The sequence below is a fragment of the Amycolatopsis sp. cmx-11-32 genome (genome assembly GCF_047608695.1).
Lineage (GTDB): Bacteria > Actinomycetota > Actinomycetes > Mycobacteriales > Pseudonocardiaceae > Amycolatopsis.
Map to the genome: position 1 here is coordinate 123037 of NZ_JADNQN010000013.1, position 24360 is coordinate 147396.

27 protein-coding genes are annotated in these 24360 nt (G+C 68.4%); 3 read left to right on the top strand and 24 right to left on the bottom strand.

Annotated elements, in window-relative coordinates:
* Positions 1-55: 55 nt before the first annotated feature.
* Complete coding sequence (locus tag ACM6LR_RS31465) at positions 56-682, top strand: PadR family transcriptional regulator (RefSeq protein WP_414940829.1); 627 nt, start codon at positions 56-58, stop codon at positions 680-682.
* On the opposite strand, the gene ACM6LR_RS31470 is transcribed toward ACM6LR_RS31465, so the two are convergent.
* Positions 613-1464 (bottom strand): class I SAM-dependent methyltransferase, encoded by an 852-nt coding sequence (locus ACM6LR_RS31470; RefSeq protein WP_414940830.1) that lies wholly within the window; start codon positions 1462-1464, stop codon positions 613-615. The two genes, ACM6LR_RS31465 and ACM6LR_RS31470, sit on opposite strands and share 70 nt — an antisense overlap.
* Before the next feature lie 115 nt (positions 1465-1579).
* Here ACM6LR_RS31470 and ACM6LR_RS31475 point away from each other — a divergent pair, with 115 nt between their 5' ends.
* The gene (locus tag ACM6LR_RS31475) at positions 1580-2425 is read left to right on the top strand and encodes a VOC family protein (RefSeq protein WP_414940831.1); all 846 of its coding nucleotides are present in this window, start codon (positions 1580-1582) and stop codon (positions 2423-2425) included.
* Positions 2426-2466: 41 nt separating this feature from the next.
* On the opposite strand, the gene ACM6LR_RS31480 is transcribed toward ACM6LR_RS31475, so the two are convergent.
* The 6 genes from ACM6LR_RS31480 to rpsB form a co-directional block, all read right to left on the bottom strand.
* Positions 2467-3999, bottom strand: coding sequence for a carboxylesterase/lipase family protein (locus tag ACM6LR_RS31480; RefSeq protein ID WP_414940832.1), 1533 nt, complete (start codon positions 3997-3999; stop codon positions 2467-2469).
* A gap of 50 nt (positions 4000-4049) precedes the next feature.
* The gene (locus ACM6LR_RS31485) at positions 4050-4964 is read right to left on the bottom strand and encodes a phosphatidate cytidylyltransferase (RefSeq protein ID WP_414940833.1); all 915 of its coding nucleotides are present in this window, start codon (positions 4962-4964) and stop codon (positions 4050-4052) included.
* Positions 4964-5521 (bottom strand): ribosome recycling factor, encoded by a 558-nt coding sequence (frr, locus tag ACM6LR_RS31490; protein ID WP_414940834.1) that lies wholly within the window; start codon positions 5519-5521, stop codon positions 4964-4966. Before frr ends, ACM6LR_RS31485 begins: the two co-directional genes overlap by 1 nt.
* A 51-nt stretch (positions 5522-5572) precedes the next feature.
* Positions 5573-6316, bottom strand: a complete 744-nt coding sequence (pyrH, locus tag ACM6LR_RS31495) for a UMP kinase (RefSeq protein WP_005154669.1) — start codon at positions 6314-6316, stop codon at positions 5573-5575.
* A gap of 92 nt (positions 6317-6408) precedes the next feature.
* Positions 6409-7233: a translation elongation factor Ts gene (tsf, locus tag ACM6LR_RS31500; RefSeq protein ID WP_414940835.1), complete on the bottom strand. Its 825-nt coding sequence runs from the start codon at positions 7231-7233 to the stop codon at positions 6409-6411.
* 86 nt (positions 7234-7319) lie between these two features.
* Positions 7320-8261 (bottom strand): 30S ribosomal protein S2, encoded by a 942-nt coding sequence (gene rpsB, locus ACM6LR_RS31505; protein ID WP_414940836.1) that lies wholly within the window; start codon positions 8259-8261, stop codon positions 7320-7322.
* Positions 8262-8645: 384 nt separating this feature from the next.
* Between rpsB and ACM6LR_RS31510 the strand changes: the two genes are divergently transcribed.
* Positions 8646-9257 carry a murein hydrolase activator EnvC family protein gene (locus tag ACM6LR_RS31510; RefSeq protein ID WP_414940837.1) on the top strand — a complete coding sequence of 204 codons (612 nt, stop codon included), beginning with the start codon at positions 8646-8648 and terminating at the stop codon, positions 9255-9257.
* Between the two features lie 190 nt (positions 9258-9447).
* Here ACM6LR_RS31510 and ACM6LR_RS31515 read toward each other — a convergent pair whose 3' ends face one another.
* The 17 genes from ACM6LR_RS31515 to ffh all read right to left on the bottom strand — a co-directional run bounded on the left by ACM6LR_RS31515 (position 9448) and on the right by ffh (position 23948).
* The gene (locus ACM6LR_RS31515; RefSeq protein ID WP_414945086.1) at positions 9448-10383 is read right to left on the bottom strand and encodes a FliA/WhiG family RNA polymerase sigma factor; all 936 of its coding nucleotides are present in this window, start codon (positions 10381-10383) and stop codon (positions 9448-9450) included.
* A gap of 20 nt (positions 10384-10403) precedes the next feature.
* On the bottom strand, positions 10404-11399 hold the full coding sequence (locus ACM6LR_RS31520; protein ID WP_414945087.1) for a tyrosine recombinase XerC: 996 nt from the start codon (positions 11397-11399) through the stop codon (positions 10404-10406).
* 105 nt (positions 11400-11504) lie between these two features.
* Positions 11505-12644, bottom strand: a complete 1140-nt coding sequence (gene dprA / locus ACM6LR_RS31525; RefSeq protein WP_414940840.1) for a DNA-processing protein DprA — start codon at positions 12642-12644, stop codon at positions 11505-11507.
* Complete coding sequence (locus ACM6LR_RS31530; protein ID WP_414945088.1) at positions 12641-14152, bottom strand: YifB family Mg chelatase-like AAA ATPase; 1512 nt, start codon at positions 14150-14152, stop codon at positions 12641-12643. Before ACM6LR_RS31530 ends, dprA begins: the two co-directional genes overlap by 4 nt.
* A complete protein-coding gene (locus ACM6LR_RS31535; RefSeq protein ID WP_414940842.1) occupies positions 14153-14539 on the bottom strand; it encodes a YraN family protein in 387 nt (128 codons plus the stop codon).
* A 240-nt stretch (positions 14540-14779) separates the two neighbouring features.
* Positions 14780-15103 carry a DUF2469 domain-containing protein gene (locus tag ACM6LR_RS31540; protein ID WP_003096226.1) on the bottom strand — a complete coding sequence of 108 codons (324 nt, stop codon included), beginning with the start codon at positions 15101-15103 and terminating at the stop codon, positions 14780-14782.
* Entirely contained in the window at positions 15100-15879 is a 780-nt protein-coding gene (locus tag ACM6LR_RS31545; protein ID WP_414940969.1) for a ribonuclease HII, read from the bottom strand. The genes ACM6LR_RS31540 and ACM6LR_RS31545 overlap by 4 nt, the downstream gene beginning before the upstream one ends.
* A 58-nt stretch (positions 15880-15937) precedes the next feature.
* Positions 15938-16867, bottom strand: a complete 930-nt coding sequence (gene lepB / locus ACM6LR_RS31550) for a signal peptidase I (protein ID WP_414940843.1) — start codon at positions 16865-16867, stop codon at positions 15938-15940.
* Between the two features lie 31 nt (positions 16868-16898).
* Positions 16899-17267, bottom strand: a complete 369-nt coding sequence (rplS, locus tag ACM6LR_RS31555) for a 50S ribosomal protein L19 (RefSeq protein ID WP_409490277.1) — start codon at positions 17265-17267, stop codon at positions 16899-16901.
* A 159-nt stretch (positions 17268-17426) separates the two neighbouring features.
* A complete protein-coding gene (trmD, locus tag ACM6LR_RS31560) occupies positions 17427-18191 on the bottom strand; it encodes a tRNA (guanosine(37)-N1)-methyltransferase TrmD (protein ID WP_414940844.1) in 765 nt (254 codons plus the stop codon).
* Positions 18191-18703: a ribosome maturation factor RimM gene (rimM, locus tag ACM6LR_RS31565; protein WP_414940845.1), complete on the bottom strand. Its 513-nt coding sequence runs from the start codon at positions 18701-18703 to the stop codon at positions 18191-18193. Before rimM ends, trmD begins: the two co-directional genes overlap by 1 nt.
* A gap of 22 nt (positions 18704-18725) precedes the next feature.
* Complete coding sequence (locus ACM6LR_RS31570; protein ID WP_003103110.1) at positions 18726-18965, bottom strand: RNA-binding protein; 240 nt, start codon at positions 18963-18965, stop codon at positions 18726-18728.
* Entirely contained in the window at positions 18962-19408 is a 447-nt protein-coding gene (rpsP, locus tag ACM6LR_RS31575; RefSeq protein ID WP_414940846.1) for a 30S ribosomal protein S16, read from the bottom strand. Before rpsP ends, ACM6LR_RS31570 begins: the two co-directional genes overlap by 4 nt.
* Before the next feature lie 159 nt (positions 19409-19567).
* On the bottom strand, positions 19568-20374 hold the full coding sequence (locus tag ACM6LR_RS31580) for a lysostaphin resistance A-like protein (protein ID WP_414940847.1): 807 nt from the start codon (positions 20372-20374) through the stop codon (positions 19568-19570).
* A gap of 37 nt (positions 20375-20411) precedes the next feature.
* Entirely contained in the window at positions 20412-21182 is a 771-nt protein-coding gene (locus tag ACM6LR_RS31585) for a lysostaphin resistance A-like protein (protein ID WP_414945136.1), read from the bottom strand.
* Positions 21183-21312: 130 nt separating this feature from the next.
* On the bottom strand, positions 21313-22386 hold the full coding sequence (locus ACM6LR_RS31590; RefSeq protein WP_414945089.1) for an amidohydrolase family protein: 1074 nt from the start codon (positions 22384-22386) through the stop codon (positions 21313-21315).
* Between the two features lie 2 nt (positions 22387-22388).
* The gene (gene ffh / locus ACM6LR_RS31595) at positions 22389-23948 is read right to left on the bottom strand and encodes a signal recognition particle protein (protein ID WP_414945090.1); all 1560 of its coding nucleotides are present in this window, start codon (positions 23946-23948) and stop codon (positions 22389-22391) included.
* Positions 23949-24360 lie beyond the last annotated feature (412 nt).

Sequence of the window (24360 nt, forward strand, 5' to 3'; positions counted from 1 at the left end):
CCGTTTCCGATATATCGTGAACGTGTTGAAACATTACGTAGAGAGGATCTGCATCATGCGAGGACGACCTTTTCCTCCAGAACACGGCCGACCCGCCTTCGGGCCTTGGGCTCGCGGCGGCTTCGGCGACTTCCCCCCTGGCCCCGGCGGGCCAGGACACCGTCATCGGCACGGTCGCCGCGGTGGCCCCGGCGGACGGCGCGGCAAACGCGGTGACGTCCGCGCCGCGATCCTCGCGCTGCTTTCCGAGCAGCCGAGGCACGGTTACGAGATCATTCGCGAGATCGGCGAGCGCAGCGGCGGCTACTGGAAGCCGAGCCCCGGCTCGGTCTACCCGACACTGCAGATGCTGGCCGACGAAGGCCTGGTGATCAGCAAGGACGAGAGCGGCAAGAAGCTGTTCGAACTCACCGAATCCGGTCGCGCCGCGGCCGAACAGCAGGACGCCGTCCCGCCGTGGGAGCAGATCGCCCACGACGTCGACCCGGTCGAGGTGAACCTGCGCAAGGCGGGAGCGACCCTGGCCGCCGCGATCATGCAGGTCATGCACGCCGGCAGCGAGGCACAGCAATCCCGCGCCGTCGACGTGCTCAACGAGGCACGCCGGACGATCTACGGCATCCTCGGCGAGGCCGACGACGCTACCGCTCCGGACGAGACGCCCACCGAGGACGCGGAGTGACCTGGCACGACGAGGCCGGTGGGCTTGGTGCGCGTATGCACGCGATAGCCCACCGGCAGCGTCATCCGCTTCTCCCCCGCGCCTGACGAAACCTCGTTGAGGCGCCGGACCTCCGCGATCGCCTTCGCCGCGACCGGAGCACTGAACTCGATTTTCAGCACCGCTTCCATCGCGGCGGCGTCCTCGAACAGCCACCGCGTCATCACCTTGCGGCAGTCGAAATCTCGACGGGCGAAGAACTTCTCGACACCGGGCGGGTCATAGTCCGGCAGATCCAGTCGCATCCAGCGTCCGTAGGGCTCACTCGCCACATCGAGATCCACGATCGCCAACATCCCGCCGGGCCGCAGCACCCGCTCCGCCTCGCGGAGGCCGGGTTCACAGCCGGGGCCGAAGAAGTACGCGGTCCGCGCGTGAACGACGTCGAAAGCCGCGTCCGGCACGGGAAGTCGCTGCGCACGACCCTGCCGCACTTCGACGTTCGGCAGTCCCCCGACACGGCGCCGCGCGTCACGGACGAGCGGCTCATGGGGTTCGATCCCGAGCACCGACCGCGCCGTCGCGGCGAACAGCGGCAAGTGGAACCCGTCACCACAGCCGAGGTCGAGCACGTCCGCACCGGACCAGTCACGCTGCCCCGCGAGCACCCGCCAGATCTCGCCATCGACGTCCTGCGCGCGGTTCTCGACCTCGTAGGCCCTTTGGTAGTACCAGATATTCGGGCTCGGCAGCACTTCCTCGCCGCGGCGGAAGGAGGAGACAGCTCGGGGAAACCAGCGCACGAAAACTCCAACGATGCGGAGCCGGGCCGGGTTCCGGGCCATCCAGGTCGAAAACTTTCCCGGAAACAATGCGGATAGCGACTAGACTTTACTCCCACTGGTAAGGGAGAACCGCATGTCGCTTGGCTCGGCCGCTCACACTTCCGTCATCCCGTCAGGAATCCCGTGCTGGATCGAACTCGCATGCAGAGACGAAGCGGCCGCACAAGCCTTCTACGGCGGACTTTTCGACTGGGAGTACACAGTCCAGCGTGACCCGGCGACGCCGTCCGGCCGGTACTCGATCGCGACACTGAACGGCGTCCCGGTCGGTGGCCTGTACCGCGCAGGCGCGGAGGGGCCATCCGGCTGGAGTGTCCACATCTCCGTGCCTCAGGCGGCCGCGGCCGCCGAATGGGTGGACAGTCTCGGTGGCCGGGTCACCCTCGGACCGATGGCGATTCCCCATCGTGGCAACATCATTCACGCCGTCGACGCGTGCGGCGCGCACGTCGTCTTCTGGGAACCGCCGGAAACCTGGGAGTTCGCGACCGGTGTGCCCAACACCTTCAGTGGCGCGGATCTCAACACCCACGACGGCGCCGCGGCGGATCACTTCTACTGCCGCCTCTTCGACTACACCAGCCACCAGATCGGGGACGGCACGTCGCTCGACTACGCCGAATGGCTCATCGAGCACGAACCGGTGCTGTACCGGTATGTGATGGGCACGGAATACCGGCCGGACACTCCTCCGCACTGGATGGTCTATCTCGAAATCGACCCGGCTCGAGGCGCGGACGCCGCGGCGGGACAGGCCTTGATGCTCGGCGGCGCCGTCGTGGTCCAGCCCTACGACACCCCGTACGGCCGGATGGCGATCCTCGCCGACCCGGACGGTTCGGTGTTCGCCGTGATCGACCACTCCCGGGCCACCGAAGGCTGGGGGCGCGCCGAAGTCGACGATCCCTACGACGACTGAGCCGAAGAGCCGGGGTGACCGCGTCACCCCGGCTCCTGGCGTCAGAGACCGGCCCAGAACCCGCAGTCGTGCACGGCCGCGAGGTCGACCGGGCCGATCTCGCCCGGCGCGAGTGACTGCGTTTTCGGCGTGGGACGCCACTTCGGCAGTTCTTCACCGTTCGGATTCCCGGTCCGCGCGAACCGGGTCCAGTACTGAATCATCCGCTCCCCGAGTTTCTTCTGCTCGGGCTTCAAATCCGCCGGGAAACCGGTTAAATCAGACAAATATGCTAATTCAGACCCATGGGAAGCACCTGGTCGCATTCCCGGTGGAGCCGGAACGAGCGCGGGGGCGTCCCGATCGGCGAACTCGTACCCGAACGTCCGGGTGCGGCCGCTCAGCAAACGCTCGGTCCCGACCTGGGGACAACCCCAGATCCGGTCGGTCATGGCGTCGGCGTACGCCATCGCCGGACTCCCGTGCTTCGCCGACGGGTAACGGGCGGCGACGAGTGGTGCCTTTTCCTTGAAGGCGGTGCGCAGCAGTTCTTGGTAGTGCTCCTCGGTGAACGGCTGCCCGGGATACAGGCCGACGAACAGCCTGGCCTCGTCCCTGGTGACGCCGGTCAGCACCGGGACGCGGGCGAAGTGCCCGGCCTTCAGCGCGGTCGCCGGATGTTGTGGCAGCAGGCCGGTATCGAACGCGGGTGTCCCGAGAGGCTGGCTCACCAGGTCCTTCACCGGAAACCGCCGGAGGCAGGCGACGTCGGCGCAACCCAGCTTCTTCGCTGCGTCGGCTCCCATGGCCTCGACGTCGGCGCGGGGAAGGTACGGCGATCCCGCGGGCACGCCGGGGAAGAACCCACCGTCAGGCCAGGTCAGGGTGCACGGACCACTCTGGATGATCGCGCGGTGGAACAGTCCCGCGGCCGACGGGGAGGCCAGCTGGGCGCAGGTGCTCATCGCGCCGGCGGATTCACCGAACAGCGTGACGTTCCGGGGATCTCCCCCGAAAGCGCGGGCGTTGCGCTGTACCCAGCGAAGAGCGGCCTGCTGGTCCTGGAGGCCGAAGACGCCGGAATCGCGTCCCAGTTCCGGGTGCCCGAAGAAACCGAACACACCCAGCCGGTAGTTCACGGTCACCACGACGACGTCCCCGCCGAGAGCCATGCGCTGGAAGTCGTAGTCGCTTCCAGCGCCGGAAGTGAAGCCCCCGCCGTGCACCCAGACCATCACCGGACGCGGTTTGTGCGTCGGCTTGGCCGGGCTGATCACGTTGAGATACAGGCAATCCTCACTGTCGCTCGGTGCCGATCCGAGCCCCGGCCCCTGCGCACATCGAGGCCCGGGTTTGCTCGCGTCCCGCACGGCGGTCCACGATTCGGGTCTTTTCGGTGGCGCCCAGCGCAGGTCGCCGACCGGTGGCGCGGCGAACGGAATGCCTTGGAAACTCCGGTATTCGCTGGTACTCACCCCGCGAACGGGACCGGAATCCGTGCGGACGATCGGGCTTTCGCCCGCCTCCGCCACGGAGGTCGTCAGGGCACCGAGCGTCAGCACGCTCAGTGCCAGGGTCAGAAGTCGCTTACTCATCCTTTGAGTTCGCATACTCCGACCTTGGCCCAGCGCACCGGGCTTGTCACCTAGCCGGGCACGAACGCCGAAAGCAACAGCCAGGAGACGACGGCCGAAGGGAGCAACGAGTCGAGCCGGTCCATCAGCCCGCCGTGTCCGGGCAGCATGTTCCCCATGTCCTTGACCCCGAGGTCCCGCTTGATCAGCGATTCGACGAGGTCGCCGAGCGTCGCGGTGCAGACGATCGCCGCGCCGAACAGCACACCCTGCCAGGCATGGCCGTCGAGCAGCAGGCTCAGCGTCAGTGCTCCGGCGACCACACCGGCCACGAGCGAACCGGCGAAGCCTTCCCACGTCTTCTTCGGGCTGATACTGGGTGCCATCGGGTGCTTGCCACCCAGCACGCCGGCGATGTAGCCACCGGTGTCCGAGGCGACGACGCCGATCATGAACGCCAGTACGCGGCCGACACCGTCAGCCGGCGGGACGAGCATGGCGGCGAAGGCACCGAAAAGCGGGATGTACGCGGCGGCGAAGACGGACGCGCTGATGTCGCGCAGATAGCCGTCCGCACCGCCGGGCAAGCGCCAGAGCAGGCAGACGAGCACCGTCAGCACGAACGCCGTCAACGCGCCTTCGCGGCCGAACGGCCACGCCAGCCAGATCATCGCCTGGCCGCCGACGAGCACCGGCACCAGCGCGATCCGGATGCCCGCCGCCCGCTTCAGTGCCCCGGCCAGCTCGATCGTGCCGACCGCGATGGCGATCGCGATGATGCCGATGAACAGGAAGCGCACGGTGAGCAGGGACGTGATGATCGCCGCGCCCAGCAGCAGCCCGACCCCGATCGCGGCGGGCAGGTTGCGGCCGGCGCGGGAAACCTTCTGTACCGGTTCCGGCACGGCTTGAGAATCCGGCGCTGTGGCCGGAACCGGTTCCGGGTTTTCCACCCGGTCCTCGCGTTCCTCGCTCACCTGGCTCATCAGACCTCAAGCAACTCGGCTTCCTTGTGTTTCACCAGCTCGTCGACCTTGTGCGTGTAGGAGTCGGTGAGGTTCTGAAGTTCCTTCTCGGCGTGGACGACCTCGTCCTCGCCTGCCTCGCCGTCCTTCTTGATGCGGTCCAGCTCTTCCTTGGCCTTGCGGCGGACGCTGCGGATCGAGACGCGGGCATCCTCACCCTTGGCCTTGGCGACCTTCACCATCTCCTTGCGGCGCTCTTCGGTGAGCTGCGGGATGACGATGCGGATCACGTTGCCGTCGTTGCTCGGGTTGACGCCGAGGTCCGACTCGCGGATCGCCTTCTCGATGGCGTTGAGCGCGGTCTGGTCGTAAGGCTTGATCAACGCCATCCGGGCCTCGGGGATGCTGACGCCCGCCAGCTGGTTCAGCGGGGTCGGCGCGCCGTAGTAGTCGACGACAACGCGCGAAAACATCCCGGGGTGGGCCCGGCCGGTGCGCACCGACGACAGGTCCTCCTTGGCGACGGACACCGCTTTTTCCATCTTCTCCTCGGCGTCGAGGAGGGTCTCGTCGATCACGGCAACTCCCGTTGTTGTGTATTCGTACCGGTTGCGAAGAGCAGAGCAGTGCTACGCGGGCACCCCGTCGGCGGGGGTGTCGACCAGGGTGCCGATCCTCTCACCACTGACCGCACGAGCGATGTTCCCCTCGGTGAGGAGATTGAACACGATGATCGGCATGTTGTTGTCCATGCACAGGCTGAACGCGGTGGCGTCGGCGACCTTGAGGTCCCGTTCCAGCACCTCGCGGTGGCTGATCTCGTGGAACATCTCGGCGGTCGGGTCGCTCTTCGGGTCCGCGGTGTAGACGCCGTCGACGGCCTTCGCCATCAAGACGGCTTCGCAGCCGAGCTCGAGCGCACGCTGCGCGGCTGCGGTGTCGGTCGAGAAGTACGGCATGCCGACCCCGGCGCCGAAGATGACGACGCGACCCTTTTCGAGGTGACGCTCGGCGCGGCGCGGGATGTACGGCTCGGCGACCTGTCCCATGGTGATGGCGGTCTGCACGCGTGTCGGCAGGCCCTCTTTCTCCAGGAAGTCCTGCAGCGCCAGGCAGTTCATGACGGTGCCGAGCATCGCCATGTAGTCCGCGCGGTCGCGGTCCATGCCGCGCTGCGACAGTTCCGCGCCGCGGAAGTAGTTGCCGCCGCCGATCACGACGGCGATCTGCACGCCCGTGCGCGCGACGTCGGCGATCTGCTGAGCGACCGAGTGCACCACATCCGGATCAACCCCGATGGAACCGCCGCCGAACATCTCGCCGCCCAGCTTCAGCAGCACCCGCCGGTATCCGCCTTCGACCCGGACACCCATGTCGCTCTCCCTCATGCTCTGGACCCGACTGTGCCCCGTCCCCGATGGACGGAGACGGGGCACAGTGGTGACTCTTGTGTTCCGCGCCTGGATCAGGCCTGGCCGACCTCGAACCGGGCGAACCGGCTCACGGTCACGCCGGCCTCGTCGAGCAGGGCCTTGACGGTCTTCTTGTTGTCCTTGACCGACGGCTGCTCGAGCAGGACGTTGTCCTTGTAGTAGGCGTTGACCTTGCCCTCGATGATCTTGGGCATGGCCTGCTCCGGCTTGCCCTCTTCGCGAGCGGTCTTCTCCGCGATGCTGCGCTCGTTCTCGACGACGTCGGCCGGGACCTCTTCACGCGTGAGGAACTTGGCCTTCAGCGCGGCGACCTGCATGGCGGCGCCACGAGCGGCCTCGGCGGCGGCTTCGCCCTCACCGGTGTACTCGATGAGCACGCCGACGGCGGGCGGAAGGTCCGCACCGCGACGGTGCAGGTAGGTGGCGGTGGTGCCCTCGTAGGCGGCGACGCGGCGAAGCTCGAGCTTCTCGCCGATGCGGGCGGCCATCTCCTGAACGGTCTCGTCGACGGTCTTGCCGTCGAGCGAGGCGGCCTTCAGCTTCTCGACGTCGTTCGTCTTCTCGGCCTTGGCGACCTCGACGATCTTCGCGGCCAGGGCCTGGAAGTCGTCGTTCTTCGCGACGAAGTCGGTCTCGGAGTCGAGCTCGATCAGCACGCCGTCTTGGCCGGCGACGAGGCCCTCGGCGGTGGCGCGCTCGGCGCGCTTGCCGACGTCCTTGGCGCCCTTGATGCGCAGGAACTCGACGGCCTTGTCGAAGTCGCCGTCGGTCTCCTCCAGCGCTTTTTTACAGTTCATCATGCCGGCGCCGGTCAGCTCGCGGAGGCGCTTCACATCTGCGGCGGTGTAATTCGCCATCGTGCGTTGTCCGTCCTTTTTCAGGTACGAGAAGTCTTTGGGAAGGTACTCGTGGGGCCGCCCGAAGGCGGCCCCACGAGCGGGGATCAGGAGGAGGCGGTGGCCTGCTCGGCGACGGGCTGCTCGGCAGCCTGGTCCGCAGCGGGCTGCTCGGCAGCCTGCTCCGCGGCGGGCTCGGTGACCGCCTCGGTGGCCGCCTCGGTCGCGGCGACGGCTTCCTTGGCGTCCGCGGCGGCGGTCTCGGAGCCGGCGAGCAGCTCCTTCTCCCACTCGGCCAGCGGCTCGTCCGTGGCGACGACACCCGGCTCGGGCTTGGTGTCGGCGGAACCACCGTTGCGGCTGGAGCGGGCCATCAGACCGGCGGCGGCGGCCTCGGCCACGACCTTGGTCAGCAGCGCGGCCGAACGGATCGCGTCGTCGTTACCCGGGATCGGGTAGTCGACCTCGTCCGGGTCGCAGTTGGTGTCGAGGATCGCGACGACCGGGATGTTCAGCTTGCGAGCCTCGCCGACGGCGATGTGCTCCTTCTTCGTGTCGACGATCCACACGATGCTCGGCACCTTGGCCATGTCGCGGATACCGCCGAGGGTCTTCTCGAGCTTGTCCTTCTCACGGGTGAGTGTGAGGATCTCGCGCTTGTTCAGACCGGCGAAACCGCCGGTCTGCTCCTGCGACTCGAGCTCCTTCAGGCGGAGAAGACGCTTGTGCACCGTCTGGAAGTTGGTCAGCATGCCGCCGAGCCAGCGCTGGTTCACGTAGGGCATGCCCACGCGCGCGGCCTCGGAGGCGATCGCTTCCTGCGCCTGCTTCTTCGTGCCGACGAACATGATGGTGCCGCCGTGCGCGACGGTTTCCTTGATGAACTCGAACGCACGGTCGATGTAGGTCAGCGTCTGCTGCAGGTCGATGATGTAGATGCCATTGCGCTCGGTGAAGATGTAGCGCTTCATCTTCGGGTTCCACCGACGAGTCTGGTGCCCGAAGTGCACGCCGCTGTCGAGCAGCTGCTTCATGGTGACGACGGCCATTGCCGGAATCAACCTCTTCTGTGTCGTGCGCGCCCGGCTCCGCCGGGACCGCGCTTGCTCGGTTCGTCGCGCTCGGCCGGGTGGCCGTTCGCCCTGGTGCAGATGCTCGGGCCCGGACCCGGGAGTGAAGTGACTCCAGGGACCGCCGGGCCGTGTACCCCCGCCTGTCCTGACCCTCCGTGAGGAGATCGGCCATCGGGAGCGCGCACGTGCACGCGAAGTCAGTCCGCTGCCGCGGACCGCGCAAAAGAGTCTACTCCCTGTCGTCACCGTCTACCGCACCGGCAGCCTCCGATGAGAGCGGTTGTCCACAACCGCCTCGGTTATCCACAGATTCCACCGGCGCGTCCCGCTCGCCACGCCCGGTCCCCCAGGCTGGAACACATGACGACGACAACCTCTTCCCGCCCTGTCACCAGGCATTCCTTCGCGATCGACCGCACCGGCGGCAGGCACCGCCGTCCCGGGCGGCCGAGGCGCCTGCCGCGCGTCGCGATCCTCGCGGCCGTGCTCGCGATCCTGACCTCCACCGCCGCCCCGGGAACGGCCAGAGGCGCGCCTTCGCCCCAAGGACGCCTCTCTTGGCCGCTCTTACCGACACCCAGCGTCACCAGGTACTTCGAGCCGCCGTCGACGCCGTACGGCCCCGGCCACCGGGGGGTCGACCTCGTCGCCACACCGGGTACGAACGTTCTCGCGGCCGCGGAAGGAGTGGTGATGTTCGCCGGCCAGGTGGCTGGCCGGGGAGTGGTTTCGATCGAGCACGAAGGAGGCCTGCGCACCACTTACCAACCTCTCGCTCCGACCATCACCGCGGGTGATCAGGTCTACCGGGGCCAGGTGCTCGGCCCGGTCGCCGCCGGCCATCCGGGCTGCCCCGGGACGGCGTGCCTGCATTTCGGTGTCCGGCGGGGAGAGGAGTACGTCGATCCGCTCTCGTTGATCGGCGAACCATCCGAGATCCGCCTCAAACCCTGGGAAGGAGACCAGGTGTGAGTACGTGGGTTGAGCACGGTGATCGGACACCGAACTCACGGGACTGGACACCGCACAAGCGTGCTTGAAGACCGCAATCACGTATGCGGCTTCTGAGCACGCGAGATACGGCTCTGAGCACGTGAGTACGGTGCCACTCGGTGACGCAAGAGAGTCCGGGCAGCACGGCGCGAGTCTCTGGCGCACGACACTAGGCCGTCTCGACCAGTTTCGCGCGCAGCCGCATGACCGCGCGGGTGTGCAGCTGGCTGACCCGCGACTCGGTGACACCGAGGACCTTGCCGATCTCGGCGAGCGTCAGGCTTTCGAAGTAGTAGAGGCCGACCACGATCCGGTCGCGTTCGGTGAGCTGCGCGATCGCCTGTGCCAGCTGGCGGCGGTTGTCCTGGTCGACCAGGACGGCCACCGGGTCGACGGCGCCGTCGTCGGGCAGGGTGTCGACCAGCGAGCCGCTGTCCTTGCCGGCGGCGACCAGGTCTTCCAGCGCGATGACGCTGGTCAGCTGCAGCTGACCGTAGAACTCGCGCAGGTCGTCGACACTGATTTCGAGTTCGGCCGCCAGTTCGGCGTCGGTCGGCGTGCGGTTCAGCCGGGCACCGAGGCGTTCCAGCGCGCGTTCGGCCTCGCGGGCTTTGCTGCGCACCGCCCGGGGCACCCAGTCCTGGGAGCGGAGATCGTCGAGGATCGCGCCGCGGATGCGCTGCATCGCGTAGGTCTCGAACCGCAGGCCCCTGGCGGGTTCGAACTTCTCGATCGCGTCGACCAGGCCGAAGATCCCGGACTGGATCAGATCGCCGACGTCGACGTGGGTCGGCAGGCCGGTGCCGACCCGGCCCGCGACGTATTTGACGAGCGGGGCGTAGTGCAGCACGAGCCTGTCGCGCACGATCTGGTCCGGCGATTCGGTGAACTCCCGCCACAACGCCTGGATCCCGGCGTCCACCTCGTAGCCCGTCCGCGCTTCGGACGCGATGGCAGGACCGTTCCCGCCGGGACGGTGTTTCCCGGCGGTTTCGGTGACATGTGGGTCGACGGTCATCGGACCGCCGTTCTCAGCATGCGACTCAGGGTGATCTCCGTGCTCGTGCGGATGCGCGTGCGCCGCCGGTTCGGGCCGCCGGGTCACCTGCCGAGTCCTCCCCGGCATCATCGGGCCCGGGGGTGTGCGCGGTCGTGGATCGCCTTCAGCCGATCGACGGTCACATGAGTGTAGAGCTGCGTTGTGGCCAGCGTAGCGTGACCAAGCAGTTCCTGAACGCTCCGAAGATCGGCACCGCCTTCGAGCAGATGGGTGGCCGCCGAATGCCTCAGTCCGTGTGGCCCCATGTCGTTCGCGCCCGGCACCGAGCCGACAGCGTCATGAACTACCCGGCGGGCCGCCCGCGGGTCGAGCCTGCCGCCTCGCGCTCCCAGGAAGAGCGCGGCTTCCGCCGGTCCCTTCGGTTCGACGACGAGCTTTCCCCTGCCCTCGTCGAGCCACATCCGCAAAGCCGCTTCGGCGGGGACGCCGAACGGCACGACGCGTTCCTTGCCGCCCTTGCCCAGCACGAGCACGACCCGGCGGGAGAAGTCGACGTCGCCCACGTCCAGGCCGCACAGTTCGGAGACCCGCACTCCGGTCGCGTAGAGCAGTTCCACGATGGCACTGTCCCGCAAAGCGACCGGGTCATGCTGTTCGGCACCGGCGGCTGAGAAGCGCATGACCTCGCTCGCCTGCTCCGCCCGGAGGACCCCGGGGAGCTTGCGGTGCGCGCGCGGCGCCACCAGCCGCCCACCTGGATCGGACGCGAGCGCGCCACCCCGGTGTGCCCACGCGGTGAAGGTGCGGGCCGCCGCCGCCCGCCTGGCCAGCGTCGTCCGGCTGGCCCCATCCTCGCGTTGACGGGCGAGCCAGCCGCGCAGCGTCCCGATGTCGAGGTCCTCGAAGCGGCCACCGTTCCCGTACACGAACCCGGCCAGCGACACGACATCGCCGAGATAGGCACGCACCGTGTGCGTGGACAGCCCGCGCTCCAGGGAAAGGTGCCGCTCGTAGTCGTCGATCAGCTTCCGGACGGGCTCCGGCAGCGCGGCACGGGCGGCGCGCAGATCGGGCCTGCGGGCGCGTTTTCCCGTGCCGTGGGGACCTTCGGTCGACGGCATGCCGATCACGCTGCGCGATGTACGGCGGATGGTCAAGTATCGCCGCACCCTGGTGTGGTGTCCGTGGTCGGATCGTGCCGGGATGGCGTCTCAGGCTTGGGCCAGTCAGGTCTTGGCCGTCCGTCTTCGCCACCCTGTGTCACCCCTTTCCGCGAAACCGTCGATTTCCAGTTCGGGAAGGAGCGAGCGGACGCGCTCGGCCGGGATGCCGGACTCGGCCGCGATCCGTTCCTCCGGTTTCGCCGACCGTTCCGAAAGCGCGTCGTGCACTCGCAGCGCCTCGGGGCCGAGCCGATCGGTGCGACGGCGTGGTTTCGACGGATCCGCGGCCGGCTGCCCGAGCCGTCCGGCGGTCTCGAGGATCTCGTCGACCGAGGTCACCAGCGTGGCGTCGCCTTCGCGGATCAGCGCGTGACAGCCGGCGGACATCCCCGACGACACCGGTCCCGGCATCGCCATCACTACCTTGCCGAGCGCTCCGGCCGTTCCGGCGGTGTTCCGCGCACCACTGCGCCTGCCCGCCTCGACCACGACGGTCCCATCCGTGAGCGCCGCGATGAGCCTGTTGCGGACGAGGAAGCGATGCCTCGCGGGCGAAGTGCCCGGCGGGTACTCGCTGGCCACCGCACCGGTTTTCGCGATGGTGCGCAACAGGGTCGTGTGCTGCGCCGGATACCCGGCGTCGATCCCGCAGCCGAGCAGGGCGACCGTCGTACCCGCCGCGCTCAGCGCACCCCGGTGAGCCGCGCCGTCGATGCCATACGCCGCCCCCGAGAACACCGGGATCCCCCGGCTCGCCAGGTGATAGCCCACCTCGGCCGCGTTGTGCTCGCCGTAGCCGGTCGCCGCCCGGGCGCCGACGATCGCGATCGCCTGGTCCACCGCCTCGTCGAGCCTGGCCGGGCCGCGTACCCACAGTGCCAGCGGAGGCGCCATTCCGGAGACACCCCTGCGCTGGGCGATCGCCAGCGAAAGCAGCGGCCAAGCAGGCCATTCGTCGTCCTCCGGGATGACAAGCCTGGTCTCGGCGGCGGCCGCCCGTTCCAGATCCCGCTCGGCGTAGTCGTGGGCTCGCCGCGCGGCCGTCTCGTCACGCACCTTCGGCGGGCAGTCGGCACGCCGAACCCGTTCCGCGGCGACCACCGGGCCGTGTTCGCCGACGAAATCGGCCAAGGCGGGGGCCGGCGGCTCGGCCACGCGCAGCAGGTACGACCGCGCGATCCGTTCAGCCTCGAGTTCACTCATCCGGATGACCTCTCCCGGAAGTTCAGCGCCGCCGCGACCTCGTCCGCTTCCGGTCTCTCGGCGCCCTTCAGATCGGAGAGCGTCCAAGCGATGCGAAGACATCGGTCCGCGCCGCGCGCGGTGATCGCACCCCGCTCCAGCGCACGGTCCAGCAACGCCGTGACCTGTGCCGGCAGCGCGAACTCGCGGCGCAGTGCCGGGCCGGGCACCTCCGCGTTCGTCGGCCAGCCCTGCTCCGCCCAGCGTTCTCCGGCCCGTTCACGGGCCTCCAGTACGCGTTCCCGGACGGCCGCCGACGCTTCTGGTGGCTCGCTCAAGTGCGCGCTGAGCACGGAAAGCGGACGTAAGCGGACCCGCAAATCCACCCGATCGAGTAACGGGCCGGACAATCGGCCCAAGTACCGCCTTCGCGCGGCCGCCGAACACATGCAGTCGGCGTCTTTCGTCGGGGCGCAGGGACAAGGATTGGTCGCCAGTACCAGCTGGAAACGCGCCGGGTACCGCACGGCGCCCTTGACTCTCGCGATCCGCACCTCACCCTCTTCGAGCACCGTGCGCAGCGACTCGAGCCGCTCCGGGCCGAACTCGCAGACCTCGTCGAGGAACAGGATTCCCCGATGCGCGCGGCTGATGGCGCCGGGCACGGCAAGGCCGCTGCCGCCGCCGATCAGGGCGGGCACGCTGATCGAATGATGCGGCGCGATGAACGGCGGCACGGTGACCAGCGGCGCGGACGGGGAGAGCGAACCATCGATCGAGTGGACCGCGGTGACCTGCAACGACTCCTCGGCCGTCAGCCTCGGGAGGAGTCCGGGAAGACGTTTCGCGAGCATCGTCTTCCCCACCCCGGGAGGACCGGTCATGAGCAGGTGGTGCCCACCCGCGGCGGCCACTTCCAGTGCCCACCGCGCTTCCGGTTGTCCCACGACGTCGGCGAGATCGGGGACCTGTGGTGGCTCCTGGACGACGGCAGGCTGGGGCCGGGTGAGTTCACCTTCGCCCTTGAGCCAGTCCACGAAATCGCTCAGCCGGGCTACCCCGCCGACCTCGAGTCCGTCCACGAGAGCGGCTTCGAACAACGACTCGGCGGGGACGACCGCCCGCCGGTACCCGGCCTTGCGCGCCGCCAGCAAGCCCGGCAGGACCCCGCGGACCGGCCGTACCCTGCCGTCGAGGGCGAGTTCTCCGAGCAGCACGGTGTCGAGCAGCTTCGTGGCCGGAACGGAGCCCGTCGCGGCCAGGACCGCCGCCGCGATGCCCAGGTCATAGCCGGACCCGACCTTCGGCAGATTCGCCGGAGAAAGGCCGAGGATCACCCTTTCGTCCGGCCACGTCTGCCGCGAATTGCGGACGGCGGAGCGGACCCTGTCCTTGGCCTCCTTCAACCCGGCGTCGGGCAGGCCGACCATCGTCACCTTCGGCGAGCCGCCGCCGATATCGGCCTCGATCTCGATCATCTTGCCGTCGACGCCGAGCAGTGCGACGGACCAGGCCTTCGCCAGCGCCATTCAGAACGCCGCCTTGATGTGCCGGACCTGAGGCGGGGTTCCGGGCCGGGCGAGGATCGCGATGATGTCGTAGCGGACCGGGCACCAGCGGAGCATGAACGCGCGCTGCCACTGGTACGCGAGACGACGGATACGGTCCGCCTTGTCCGGGGTCACCGCCTCGGCCGGAGTGCCGAAGCCCAGCCCCGCCCTCGTCTTCACCTCGCAGAAGACGAGGCGTTTCCGGTCGGTCGCGACGACGTCCAGTTCGCCGTCGCGGCAACGCCAGTTACGGCTCAGGACGACGTATCCCGTCTTCTCCAGGTGCCGGACCGCGAGCTCTTCTCCCCATCGCCCCAGCTCGATGTGCGGCGCTCCGGCGGACGGCTGTTCGGCCGTGCTCATCATCTCGATCCCCCTCAGCGATCGTCACAGTGCGTGTGCGATCGACGTTGCCAGGGTGATCAGGTGCCGACCAGGCTCAATCCACCGGCCTGTGGACAACTGGGGTGTTGTGGATGGTTCGGGCGCGTTCAGGCCCGCCGACCGGGAATTGTCGGCGCCCTGTGCTAGGCGCCCCACAAGTACAGGAAGGCCCCCTTCCTGTACCTAGGCGCAAGGAAGGGGCCTCCATGTACTCGGAGAAGATCAGCCGGAGAACGGACCGTCCTCGGGCAGCCGGAGATCCGGCTTGTCGAGTTCCTCGACGTTGACATCCTTGAACGTGATAACCCGGACGTGCTTGACGAACCTGGCTGGCCGGTACATGTCCCAGACCCACGCGTCGGACATGCGGACCTCGAAGTACACCTCACCGCCACCGTCGCGCACCTGCACGTCGACGGCGTTGGCCAGATAGAACCGCCGCTCGGTCTCCACCACGTACGAGAACTGGCCGACTATGTCGCGGTACTCGCGGTAAAGCGAGAGCTCCATCTCGGTCTCGTACTTCTCGAGATCCTCTGCGCTCATGAAATCCGCGCCCCTCCTCGCGATTCTGCTGATACTCCAGCGGCGGAGCGTTCATTGTTACCCACGTACGGGCCGAGGGCACGTATCGGCACGCTTGGGTTTTCCAGCGCCGCGACGGTCAGCACCACCGGGTGAGGCGGCCGCGCCCGATGCGCGGCGGCCACGGTGGCCACATTCGCGTACGACCAGCGATGCACCGGGCTCGGGCCGTGCGTGTTCAGCGCCGCGCTGTGCTCGGTCGTGCTGTACCCCTTGTGCACGTCGAAGCCGTAGTGCGGGTGGACGTCGTGCAGGTCGCCCATGATCCGGTCCCGCGTGACCTTGGCCAGCACGGATGCCGCCGCCACGCACGCGACGGCCTTGTCTCCCTTGATCACTGGCACACTCGGGGCGGGCAGCCCGGAGACACGGAATCCGTCGGTCAGGACGTAGCCCGGCGTGCTTCGCAGCGCCGAGACGGCACGCCGCATACCTTCGAGGTTCATGACGTGGATGCCGAACAGGTCGACCTCGGCCGACGGAATGACGATGACCGAATAGTCCAGCGCGCGCTGGACTACCCGGTCGTAGACGCGATCACGGGCTTTGGCCGTGAGCACTTTGGAATCGGTGAGCTCGGGCAGCCGGGCAGCGTCGGCGGAACGCAGGACGCACGCGGCAACGACGAGCGGGCCGGCGCAAGCGCCGCGCCCCGCCTCGTCGACTCCGGCGACGGGCCCGAGGCCCCGCCGGTCCAGCGCGCTCTGCAACCCCCAGAAGAGGTCGCCACGCACCACTGCCCGCGGCGGCCGAAGCGGTTCGGCCGGTGTGAGCGGTACAGGAAATCTCAAGGCCTTACCGCCTCCGGTCGACCGCCTTGCGCACTCCGGACGACATCCGCCTGCCGAAGAAGACCATCGGCCACGCTGCCGCGACGCCGACACCCAGGGGAAGCCCCTGCTGCCAGGCCGGCGCGCCCAGCGCCAAGGGCTGCGCGTTCGCCTGCGGGTTGTGGTCCGAAACGCCACCCCAGCGGCCGGGCGGGAGCACGATGACGCGCGCCTTGCCGATGATGTTGTCGACCGGGACGGCACCGTTCACTCCGCCGCCGCCCTGGAACCGGGAGTCGCTGGAGTTGTTGCGGTTGTCGCCCATGACATAGACGTATCCGGCGGGAACCTTGATCGGGTCGAACGTCTTCTGGGTGGCTCCAGTGCCCTCTTCCCAGTGGATGTACGGCTCGTCGAGCGCTTTGCCGTCCACGACGACGCGGTTGTCGTCGCAGCACTGCACCGTCTGGCCGCCGACCGCGATGATCCGCTTGACGAAGTCACGCTCGTCCGGCGGCGCGAACCCGATCAGGGACCCCAGCGCGCGGAAGCCGCTGACGAAGATGTTGCTGGACTCCGGCGTCTCGATCTCGCCCGCCCACGCGGGCGGTCCCTTGAAGACCACCACGTCGCCCGGGCCGGGATCGGTGAAGTCGTACGTGATCCGGTCGACCAGGATCCGGTCGCCCGTGCACCCACTACAGCCGTGCAAGGTGGTCTCCATCGATCCCGAGGGGATCATGTAGACCTTGGCGAGGAACTGCTGGATCAAGATCGTCAGCACGAGTGCGACGACGATCAGGATCGGCAGTTCCTTCCAGAACGACCGCTTCTTGTTGACCTTGCCGAATTTCTTGGAGCCGGATCGGCCCCGCCGGGAGGCCCTGGTGGGGCGCTCCTCTTCGGGGCGATCGGGCTCATCTTCGGACGTGTTCTGGGACACGGGTTCGACCACGACGCCAGGCTACCTGTAACCGTCCGGCCACTCAGGAAGCGGAGGTCTTCTCGCGGTTTTCGCGGCGTTCCTTGATCTTGGCGGCCTTGCCGCGAAGATCGCGGAGGTAGTAGAGCTTCGCCCGGCGGACGTCGCCGCGCTTGTAAACCTCGACCTCGGCGATGTTCGGCGAGTGCACCGGGAAGGTACGCTCCACGCCGATGCCGAACGACACCTTGCGGACCGTGAAGGTCTCGCGGATGCCGCCGCCCTGGCGACGCAGCACGACGCCCTGGAAGATCTGGTTACGCTCGCGGTTGCCCTCGATGACGCGGACGTGAACCTTGAGCGTGTCGCCCGGTCGGAAGTCCGGGATGTCGGAACGCAGTGACTGCGCGTCCAGCGCGTCCAGGGTGTTCATCGGTGGTCCGTCCTCGTCTTCGTATGGCTTACGTGCAGCTTGGGCGCGCAGTGTCGGAACTGCGACCTACCCGGGGGCTGATGGCGTTCCGGTGTACGGCGCCGGCTGTTGAGCCGCGCGTCCACTCACGCCAACCTGTCAAGTATTGCAGACCGGGCCTCAGGTGTTCGAACCGGCCTGGCCGGTGTCCTCGTCCAACCGCTCGAGGACCTTGAGATCGTGCTTGTCGAGACTACCTTCCGGCAGTTGGCCGATCAGTTCCGGCCTGCGCCGCACGGTGCGTGCCAGCGCTTGGTCACGGCGCCAGCGGTCGATCAGCGCGTGGTTGCCGGAGCGCAGGACGTCCGGCACGGGCAGTTCCCGCCACACCTCCGGCCGCGTGTAGCTGGGGCCTTCGAGAAGGCCGTCGGAGAACGAGTCCTCCTCGGCGGAGCGCGAGTTCCCGAGCACGCCAGGCAGCAGCCGGACGACGGCCTCGACCATCACCAGTACCGCGGCCTCGCCGCCGACCAGCACGTAGTCGCCGATCGAGACCTCGTCGACGGCCATCCGCCGCGCGGCGTCGTCGATCACCCGCTGGTCGATGCCCTCGTAACGGCCGCACGCGAACACCAGGTGCTCCTCGGCGGCGTACTGGTGGGCCATGGCCTGCGTGAACGGCCGTCCGGCGGGGGTCGGGACCACGAGGCGGGTGTTCTCGCCGCAGACTTCGTCCAGGGCGGGGCCCCAGATCTGCGGTTTCATCACCATGCCGGGACCGCCGCCGTACGGCGCGTCGTCGACCGCGCGGTGGACGTCGTGCGTCCAGTTCCGCAGGTCGTGCACGCCGACCTCGATGAGGCCGCGGTCGATCGCGCGCCCGAGCAGCGCGGCACGGAGCGGGTCGAGGTATTCGGGGAAGATCGTGACGACGTCGAGGCGCATCAGGCGTCCAGCAGGCCTTCCGGCGGGTCGAGGACCACGCGGCCGCCCGCGACGTCGACCGCCGGGACGATCGCCTTCACGAACGGGACGAGCACCTCACGTCCGTCGTGCTCGATCGACAGTAGTTCCCCTGCCGCCGAATGCACGATTTCGAGCACCTTGCCGACGAGCGTGCCGTCGACGAGTTCGGCCCGCAGGCCTTCGAGTTCGTGGTCGTAGAACTCGTCGGGGTCTTCGGTCGGCGGCAGCGTCGAAGTGTCGGCGATCAGCAGCGCACCGCGAAGGGTCTCCGCGACATCCCTGGTCAACACCTCTTCGAAACGCACCAGCAGCCGCCCGCTGTGTTCGCGGGCGGCTGCGATGGTGAGGTTTCCGCTGCTGCCGTCACGCAGCTTCGTCGTGACGGCCGAACCGACCGCGAACCGCTGTTCCGGCGAGTCCGTGCGCACGTCCACCGCGAGTTCCCCGCGGATTCCGTGCGCTTTGGCGATCCGGCCTACTACGACGTCCATCTCGATCTGTCTCTGTCCGTGGTCAGCGATCGGTGTCGACGACGTCCACGCGGACGCCGCGGCCACCGATGCCGCCCATGACGGTGCGCAGGGCGGTCGCCGTGCGGCCGCCCCGGCCGATCACCTTGCCGAGATCGTCGGGGTGCACGTGCACCTCGAGCGTGCGGCCACGACGTGTGGTCAGCAGCTCGACCCGGACCTCGTCCGGGTTGTCGACGATCCCGCGCACCAGGTGCTCGAGGGAGTCAGCGAGGAAGCTCACGCCTCGGCCTTGTCACCCTCGGCGGCCTGGGCCTTGTCGGCTTCGGCCTTCTTGGGGGCGGACTTCTTCTTCGGCGTGGTGGCCTCGGTCGACGGGGCGTCACCGGCCGCGGCGAGCGCGGCGTTGAACAGGTCCTGCTTCGACGGCTTCGGCTCGGCGACCTTCAGGGTGCCCTCGGCGCCCGGCAGGCCCTTGAACTTCTGCCAGTCACCGGTGATCTCGAGGATGCGCTGGACCGGCTCGGTCGGCTGGGCACCGACGGACAGCCAGTGCTGAGCCCGCTCGGTGTCGACCTCGATGAAGCTGGGCTCTTCCTTCGGGTGGTACTTGCCGATCGTCTCGATGGCCTTGCCATCACGGCGGGTACGCGCGTCGGCGACGATGATGCGGTAGTACGGCGCACGGATCTTGCCGAGACGCTGCAGCTTGATCTTGACGGCCACGGGTGTGGGTACTCCTCAGTTCTCTCTGATGCAGGTGGAAGGCGCACGAAAGCCGAGTGGGGACACGGCTACGCACACCCGAAGGTCCGGAGCTCGGGCGCGGTGAGAGGGTCCGGCCAAAGCAGGCAAGCGAACATTCTGCCAGACGCCGGCTGACGGTCAGAACGCGGCTATCCCGAGCGACGCGAGCAAGATCGTCACGGCCGGGAGGAAGTTGTTCACCTGATGGGCGACCACGCTGCCGAGCAGCCGTCCGGTGAACACTCTTGCCAGCCCGATCGGGATCGCGATCACCAGCAGCAACGTGGTGCGCAGCGGTTCGAGGTGGCTCGCCGCGAAAATGGCCGTGGAGACCAGGAACGCCGCGATCCTCCCCCAGCGTTCGGTGCGCCATTGGAGCCGCTCGACGGCACCCCACAGGAGGCCGCGGTAGATGATCTCCTCGCAGATCGGCCCGACCAGCCACAGGTAGATGAACATCACGACGGCCGCCGACACCGACATCCGCCGGTCCTCCACGAGCGCGCTGATCGCCGAGGTCGCGTTCGCGTCGCCGACGACCTGTGTCCACACGTAGGCGGCGAGCGAGGTGAACCCGAGGCCGAGCACCCCGAGTTTGAGCCCGAGCTTGACGTCGGCCCAGCTCCAGCCGATCCGGAGGTCGGCGAAGGGGCCGTTGCCGCGGAGCCGGGTGATCAGCAGCGCCACCCCGGCGGCGACCATCGTCGGCACCATCGTGCCCAGCAGCACCACGCGCATCGGCAGGGGCTGACCGGGCTGGACGTCGCCGAGCAGGACGCTGATGAACGCCGCCGACGCCAGCAGGACGGCCTCCACCAACAGGAAGGCCCCGAATCCCCAGCGATGCGGCGGTGGCGTGTCGGGGGCGGCCACCTCACCTCCGACAGCGAGTTCGTCCGGCGGCGCGGCCTCGGGGATCGGCTCCCTTGGCTGAGATACGGTCACGCCGACCCTCCGGTGATCGTTCGGTTACTCGAGGACTCTATCCGCCAGGACCGGCGATCACCTCGCCCGCGAAGAGCAATACAGCCGGTGGGAGGTTGTTCGCCGCGTGCGCGATGACGGCCGCGCTCACCCTGCCGGACAGGTGGCGGGCGAGGCCGATGGCGATCCCCTGGCCGAACAGCGCGATCGTGCGCGCCGCCTCGCCGTGCAACTGGGCGAACATCAGCGCCGTGACCAGCAGGATCACCCATGAGGGCAGGCGATGGAAGCCCATCGCGTTCCAGAGCGTGCCACGGAAGAGCAGTTCTTCGGTGATCGGAGCGGCGAAGACGACGATGACCGCGGCCAGCACCAGCCAGACGGTGTCCCCTTCGGCGGTCCCCGACAGTTCGGTGATCGGGCTGGGCGAGAAGTCGTCGACGGACCTGTCCGCGCTGTCGGTCCCGTAGACGGCGAGCAGGAGCAGGTTGAGCAGGTAACCGGCGGCGAGCGCGGCCGCTCCGCAGGCGAGCCCGATCCGGACGTCACGCCAGGTGGGTTTCAGCCCGAAGTCGGCGCGAAGTCCCTGCCCCCAGACGCGAGAGCCGACAGTGGGACTGAGGCCGAGCACGAGGGTCGGCAGAAAGGCGAGGATCAGCAGCGGGCCGACGTCACGGAGTTCAAGCGGGTCGTAACCGCCGAAGCGACCCGACATCACGAAGCTCATGACGAGCGAGACGAGGTGATACCCGGCGATACCCGCGAAGAACGCTACGAAGCCCCAGTGCGCTCCGAGCACCAGACGCTCGCGAGCCTGCCCGTCGTCCACCACGCCTCCACGCTAAGTGCCGCTCCGGTCACGGGTGGAGGCGGGTCAGGGAGCTGAAGGACGCTTTACCCGCATGCGATGGGGGCAAAGCGCCCTTCACCTCTTGAGATGCGGGGAAAGTCCCCTTCAGCTAGGCGTAGATCTTGCCACGCAGGACGAGGTGACTCGGATGCCGGAGCACCGCGAGGTCCTCACGCGGATCGGACGGGTAGACCAGCAGATCGGCGGAAGCGCCATCGACGATCCCGGGCACGCCAAGCCACTCACGAGCCGCCCAGGAGGCCGAAGCCAGCGCCTGTTCGGCGGACATCCCCGCCTTGTGCAACGCCTCGACCTCGTCGACGAGCCTGCCGTGCTCGACCATTCCGCCCGCGTCGCTCCCCGCGTACACCGCGACTCCGGCCTCGATCGCCGTCGAGACCATCAGCCCGACGCCGGCGTGCAGCGCCCGCATGTGGTCCGCGTAGACCGGGTACTTGCCCGCCTTGTCGGCGATCCCGGGGAAGTTCTCGATGTTGATCAGGGTCGGCACGAGCGCGATCCCGCGTTCGGCGAGGACGCCCAGTTGATCCGCGGACAGTTCGGTGCCGTGTTCGAGGCAGTCGATCCCGGCGTCGATCAATCCGGGCAACGCGGCCTGACCGAACACGTGCGCCGTCACCCTGGCGCCCTCGGCGTGCGCGACCGCGACGGCCTCGGCGAGCACGTCGTCGGGCCACAGCGGCGCGAGATCACCGACGCCACGGTCGATCCAGTCGCCGACCAGCTTGACCCAGCCGTCGCCGTCACGGGCCTGCTCGGCGACCGCCTGCGGCAGTTCGGAAGGGTCTTCGAGTTCGATGCCGAGACCGGGGATGTAGCGCTTGCGCAGGGCGAGATGCCGTCCCGCGCGGATGATCCGCGGCAGATCGGCGCGTTTCTGCAGCGGCCGGACGTCGATCGGCAGCCCGCAGTCGCGGATCAGCAGCGTCCCGGCTTCGCGGTCGACGATCGCCTGCTCGGTGGCCTCTTCGAGGGTGGTCGCGCCGCCGACCCCGATGCCGGGATGGCAGTGCGCGTCGACCAGCCCGGGCACGAGAAAGCCTTCCCGGACAACGGTTTCCGCCCCGGCGACCGGCTCGGTGGTGATGCGGCCGCCGGTGATCCACAGCTCGCGGTGCTCGCCGTCCGGCAGGACCACCCCCGTTAGGTGCAGAGCCTCCACGACTACTTTTCCTTCGGGAACTTGAACTTCTTCGGGTCGAACCCGGGTACGTCGTTCATGCCGCCGAGCTGGGAGAGGTCCGGCATCCCGCCGCCGGGACCGCCGGGCATCCCGCCCGGGGGCAGCATCGGCATGCCACCGGGACTGAAACCTCCAGGGAAGCCGCCGCGGACCTTGGGCTGCGTCGGGCCGCGCCCCTTGCCCTTCTTCCCCTTCTTGCCCTTGCGGTTCTTGCTGCCGCCGCCACCACCGCCGAAGCCGAAACGGCCCGCCATCTGCGCCATCATCTTGCGCGCCTCGAAGAACCGGTTGACCAGTTCGTTGACGTCGCGGACGGCGACACCGGACCCCTTCGCGATCCGCACCCGGCGCGAAGCGTTGATCATCTTCGGGTCGTCGCGTTCGGCGGGGGTCATACCGCGGATGATCGCCTGCAGCTTGTCGAGATGCTTGTCGTCGACCTGCGCGAGCTGGTCCTTCATCTGCCCGGCGCCGGGCAGCATGCCGAGCAGGTTGCCGATCGGGCCCATCTTGCGGACCGCCAGCATCTGCTCGAGGAAGTCCTCCAGGGTGAGCTGGCCGCTGCCGAGCTTGGCCGCGGTCTGCTCGGCCTTCTCCTGGTCGAAGTGCTGCTCGGCCTGCTCGATGAGGCTGAGGACGTCGCCCATGCCGAGGATCCGGCTGGCCATCCGGTCCGGGTGGAAGAGGTCGAAGTCCTCGAGCTTCTCACCATTCGACGCGAACAGGATCGGCTGGCCGGTGACCTGGCGGACCGACAGCGCGGCACCACCGCGGGCGTCACCGTCGAGCTTGGTGAGCACGACGCCGGTGAAGCCGACGCCGTCGCGGAACGCCTCGGCCGTGGTGACCGCGTCCTGACCGATCATCGCGTCGACGACGAACAGCGTCTCGTCCGGCGAAACGGCGTCGCGGATGTCCGCGGCCTGCTTCATCAGCTCTTCGTCGACGCCGAGACGGCCGGCGGTGTCGACCAGGACGACGTCGTGCTGGGCGCGTTTGGCCTCGTCGATGGCGCGGCGGGCGACGTCGACCGGGTCGCCGACACCGTTGCCGGGCTCGGGCGCGAACGTGGTGACACCCGCCCGCTCGCCGACGACCTGGAGCTGCGTGACCGCGTTGGGGCGCTGGAGGTCACAGGCGACCAGCAGCGGCGCGTGGCCCTGCTTCTTCAGCCACAGCGCGAGCTTTCCGGCGAGGGTGGTCTTACCGGCACCCTGCAGACCCGCGAGCATGATGACCGTCGGCGGGTTCTTCGCGAACGTGAGCCGCCTGGTCTCGCCGCCGAGGATGGTGACGAGTTCCTCGTTGACGATCTTGATGACCTGCTGCGCCGGGTTCAGCGCGCCGTGCACCTCGGCGCCCTTGGCACGTTCCTTGATCCGGGCGATGAAGTCCTTGACCACCGACAGCGCGACATCCGCCTCGAGCAGCGCGATACGGATCTCGCGCGCGGTGGCGTCGATGTCGGCGTCGGAGAGCCTGCCCTTGCGAGACAGGGTCTGCAGGGCGGACGTGAGCCGATCGGAGAGGGTGTCGAACACGGGTGTGCACGCTCCAGCTGGGTCGTTGTGGCGTGCCGGTACGGACCGGCGGCTTCCCAGGGTAGTCGGTGTCCGGGGTCGGCGTTTGACGCGGTTGCGGACGGACGGCGGCGGTGCCAGGCCGAGTACCGCGTCGGCCGGGGTGGTCGTGAGCGGCGAATAGCGTTATTCGAGAGGTAAAGAGTCCTTCGCTACCCGCCGCTACACCTTTGCCTTACTCCCGATAGAACGCGACCTGCCACTCACGACAGTGATGAAACAGGCCCCGGGACCGGCCGCCCCTCGCAGACCGGTACCGGAGCCCCTACGGAAGGCTCGCCTCCCCGCGAGCCGACCGTAAGCACACTTGGCGAGTATCGCGGGACTTCGTCTCGCCGGACCCCCAGTACCAGGCGATTCGCTGCCCGCGCTC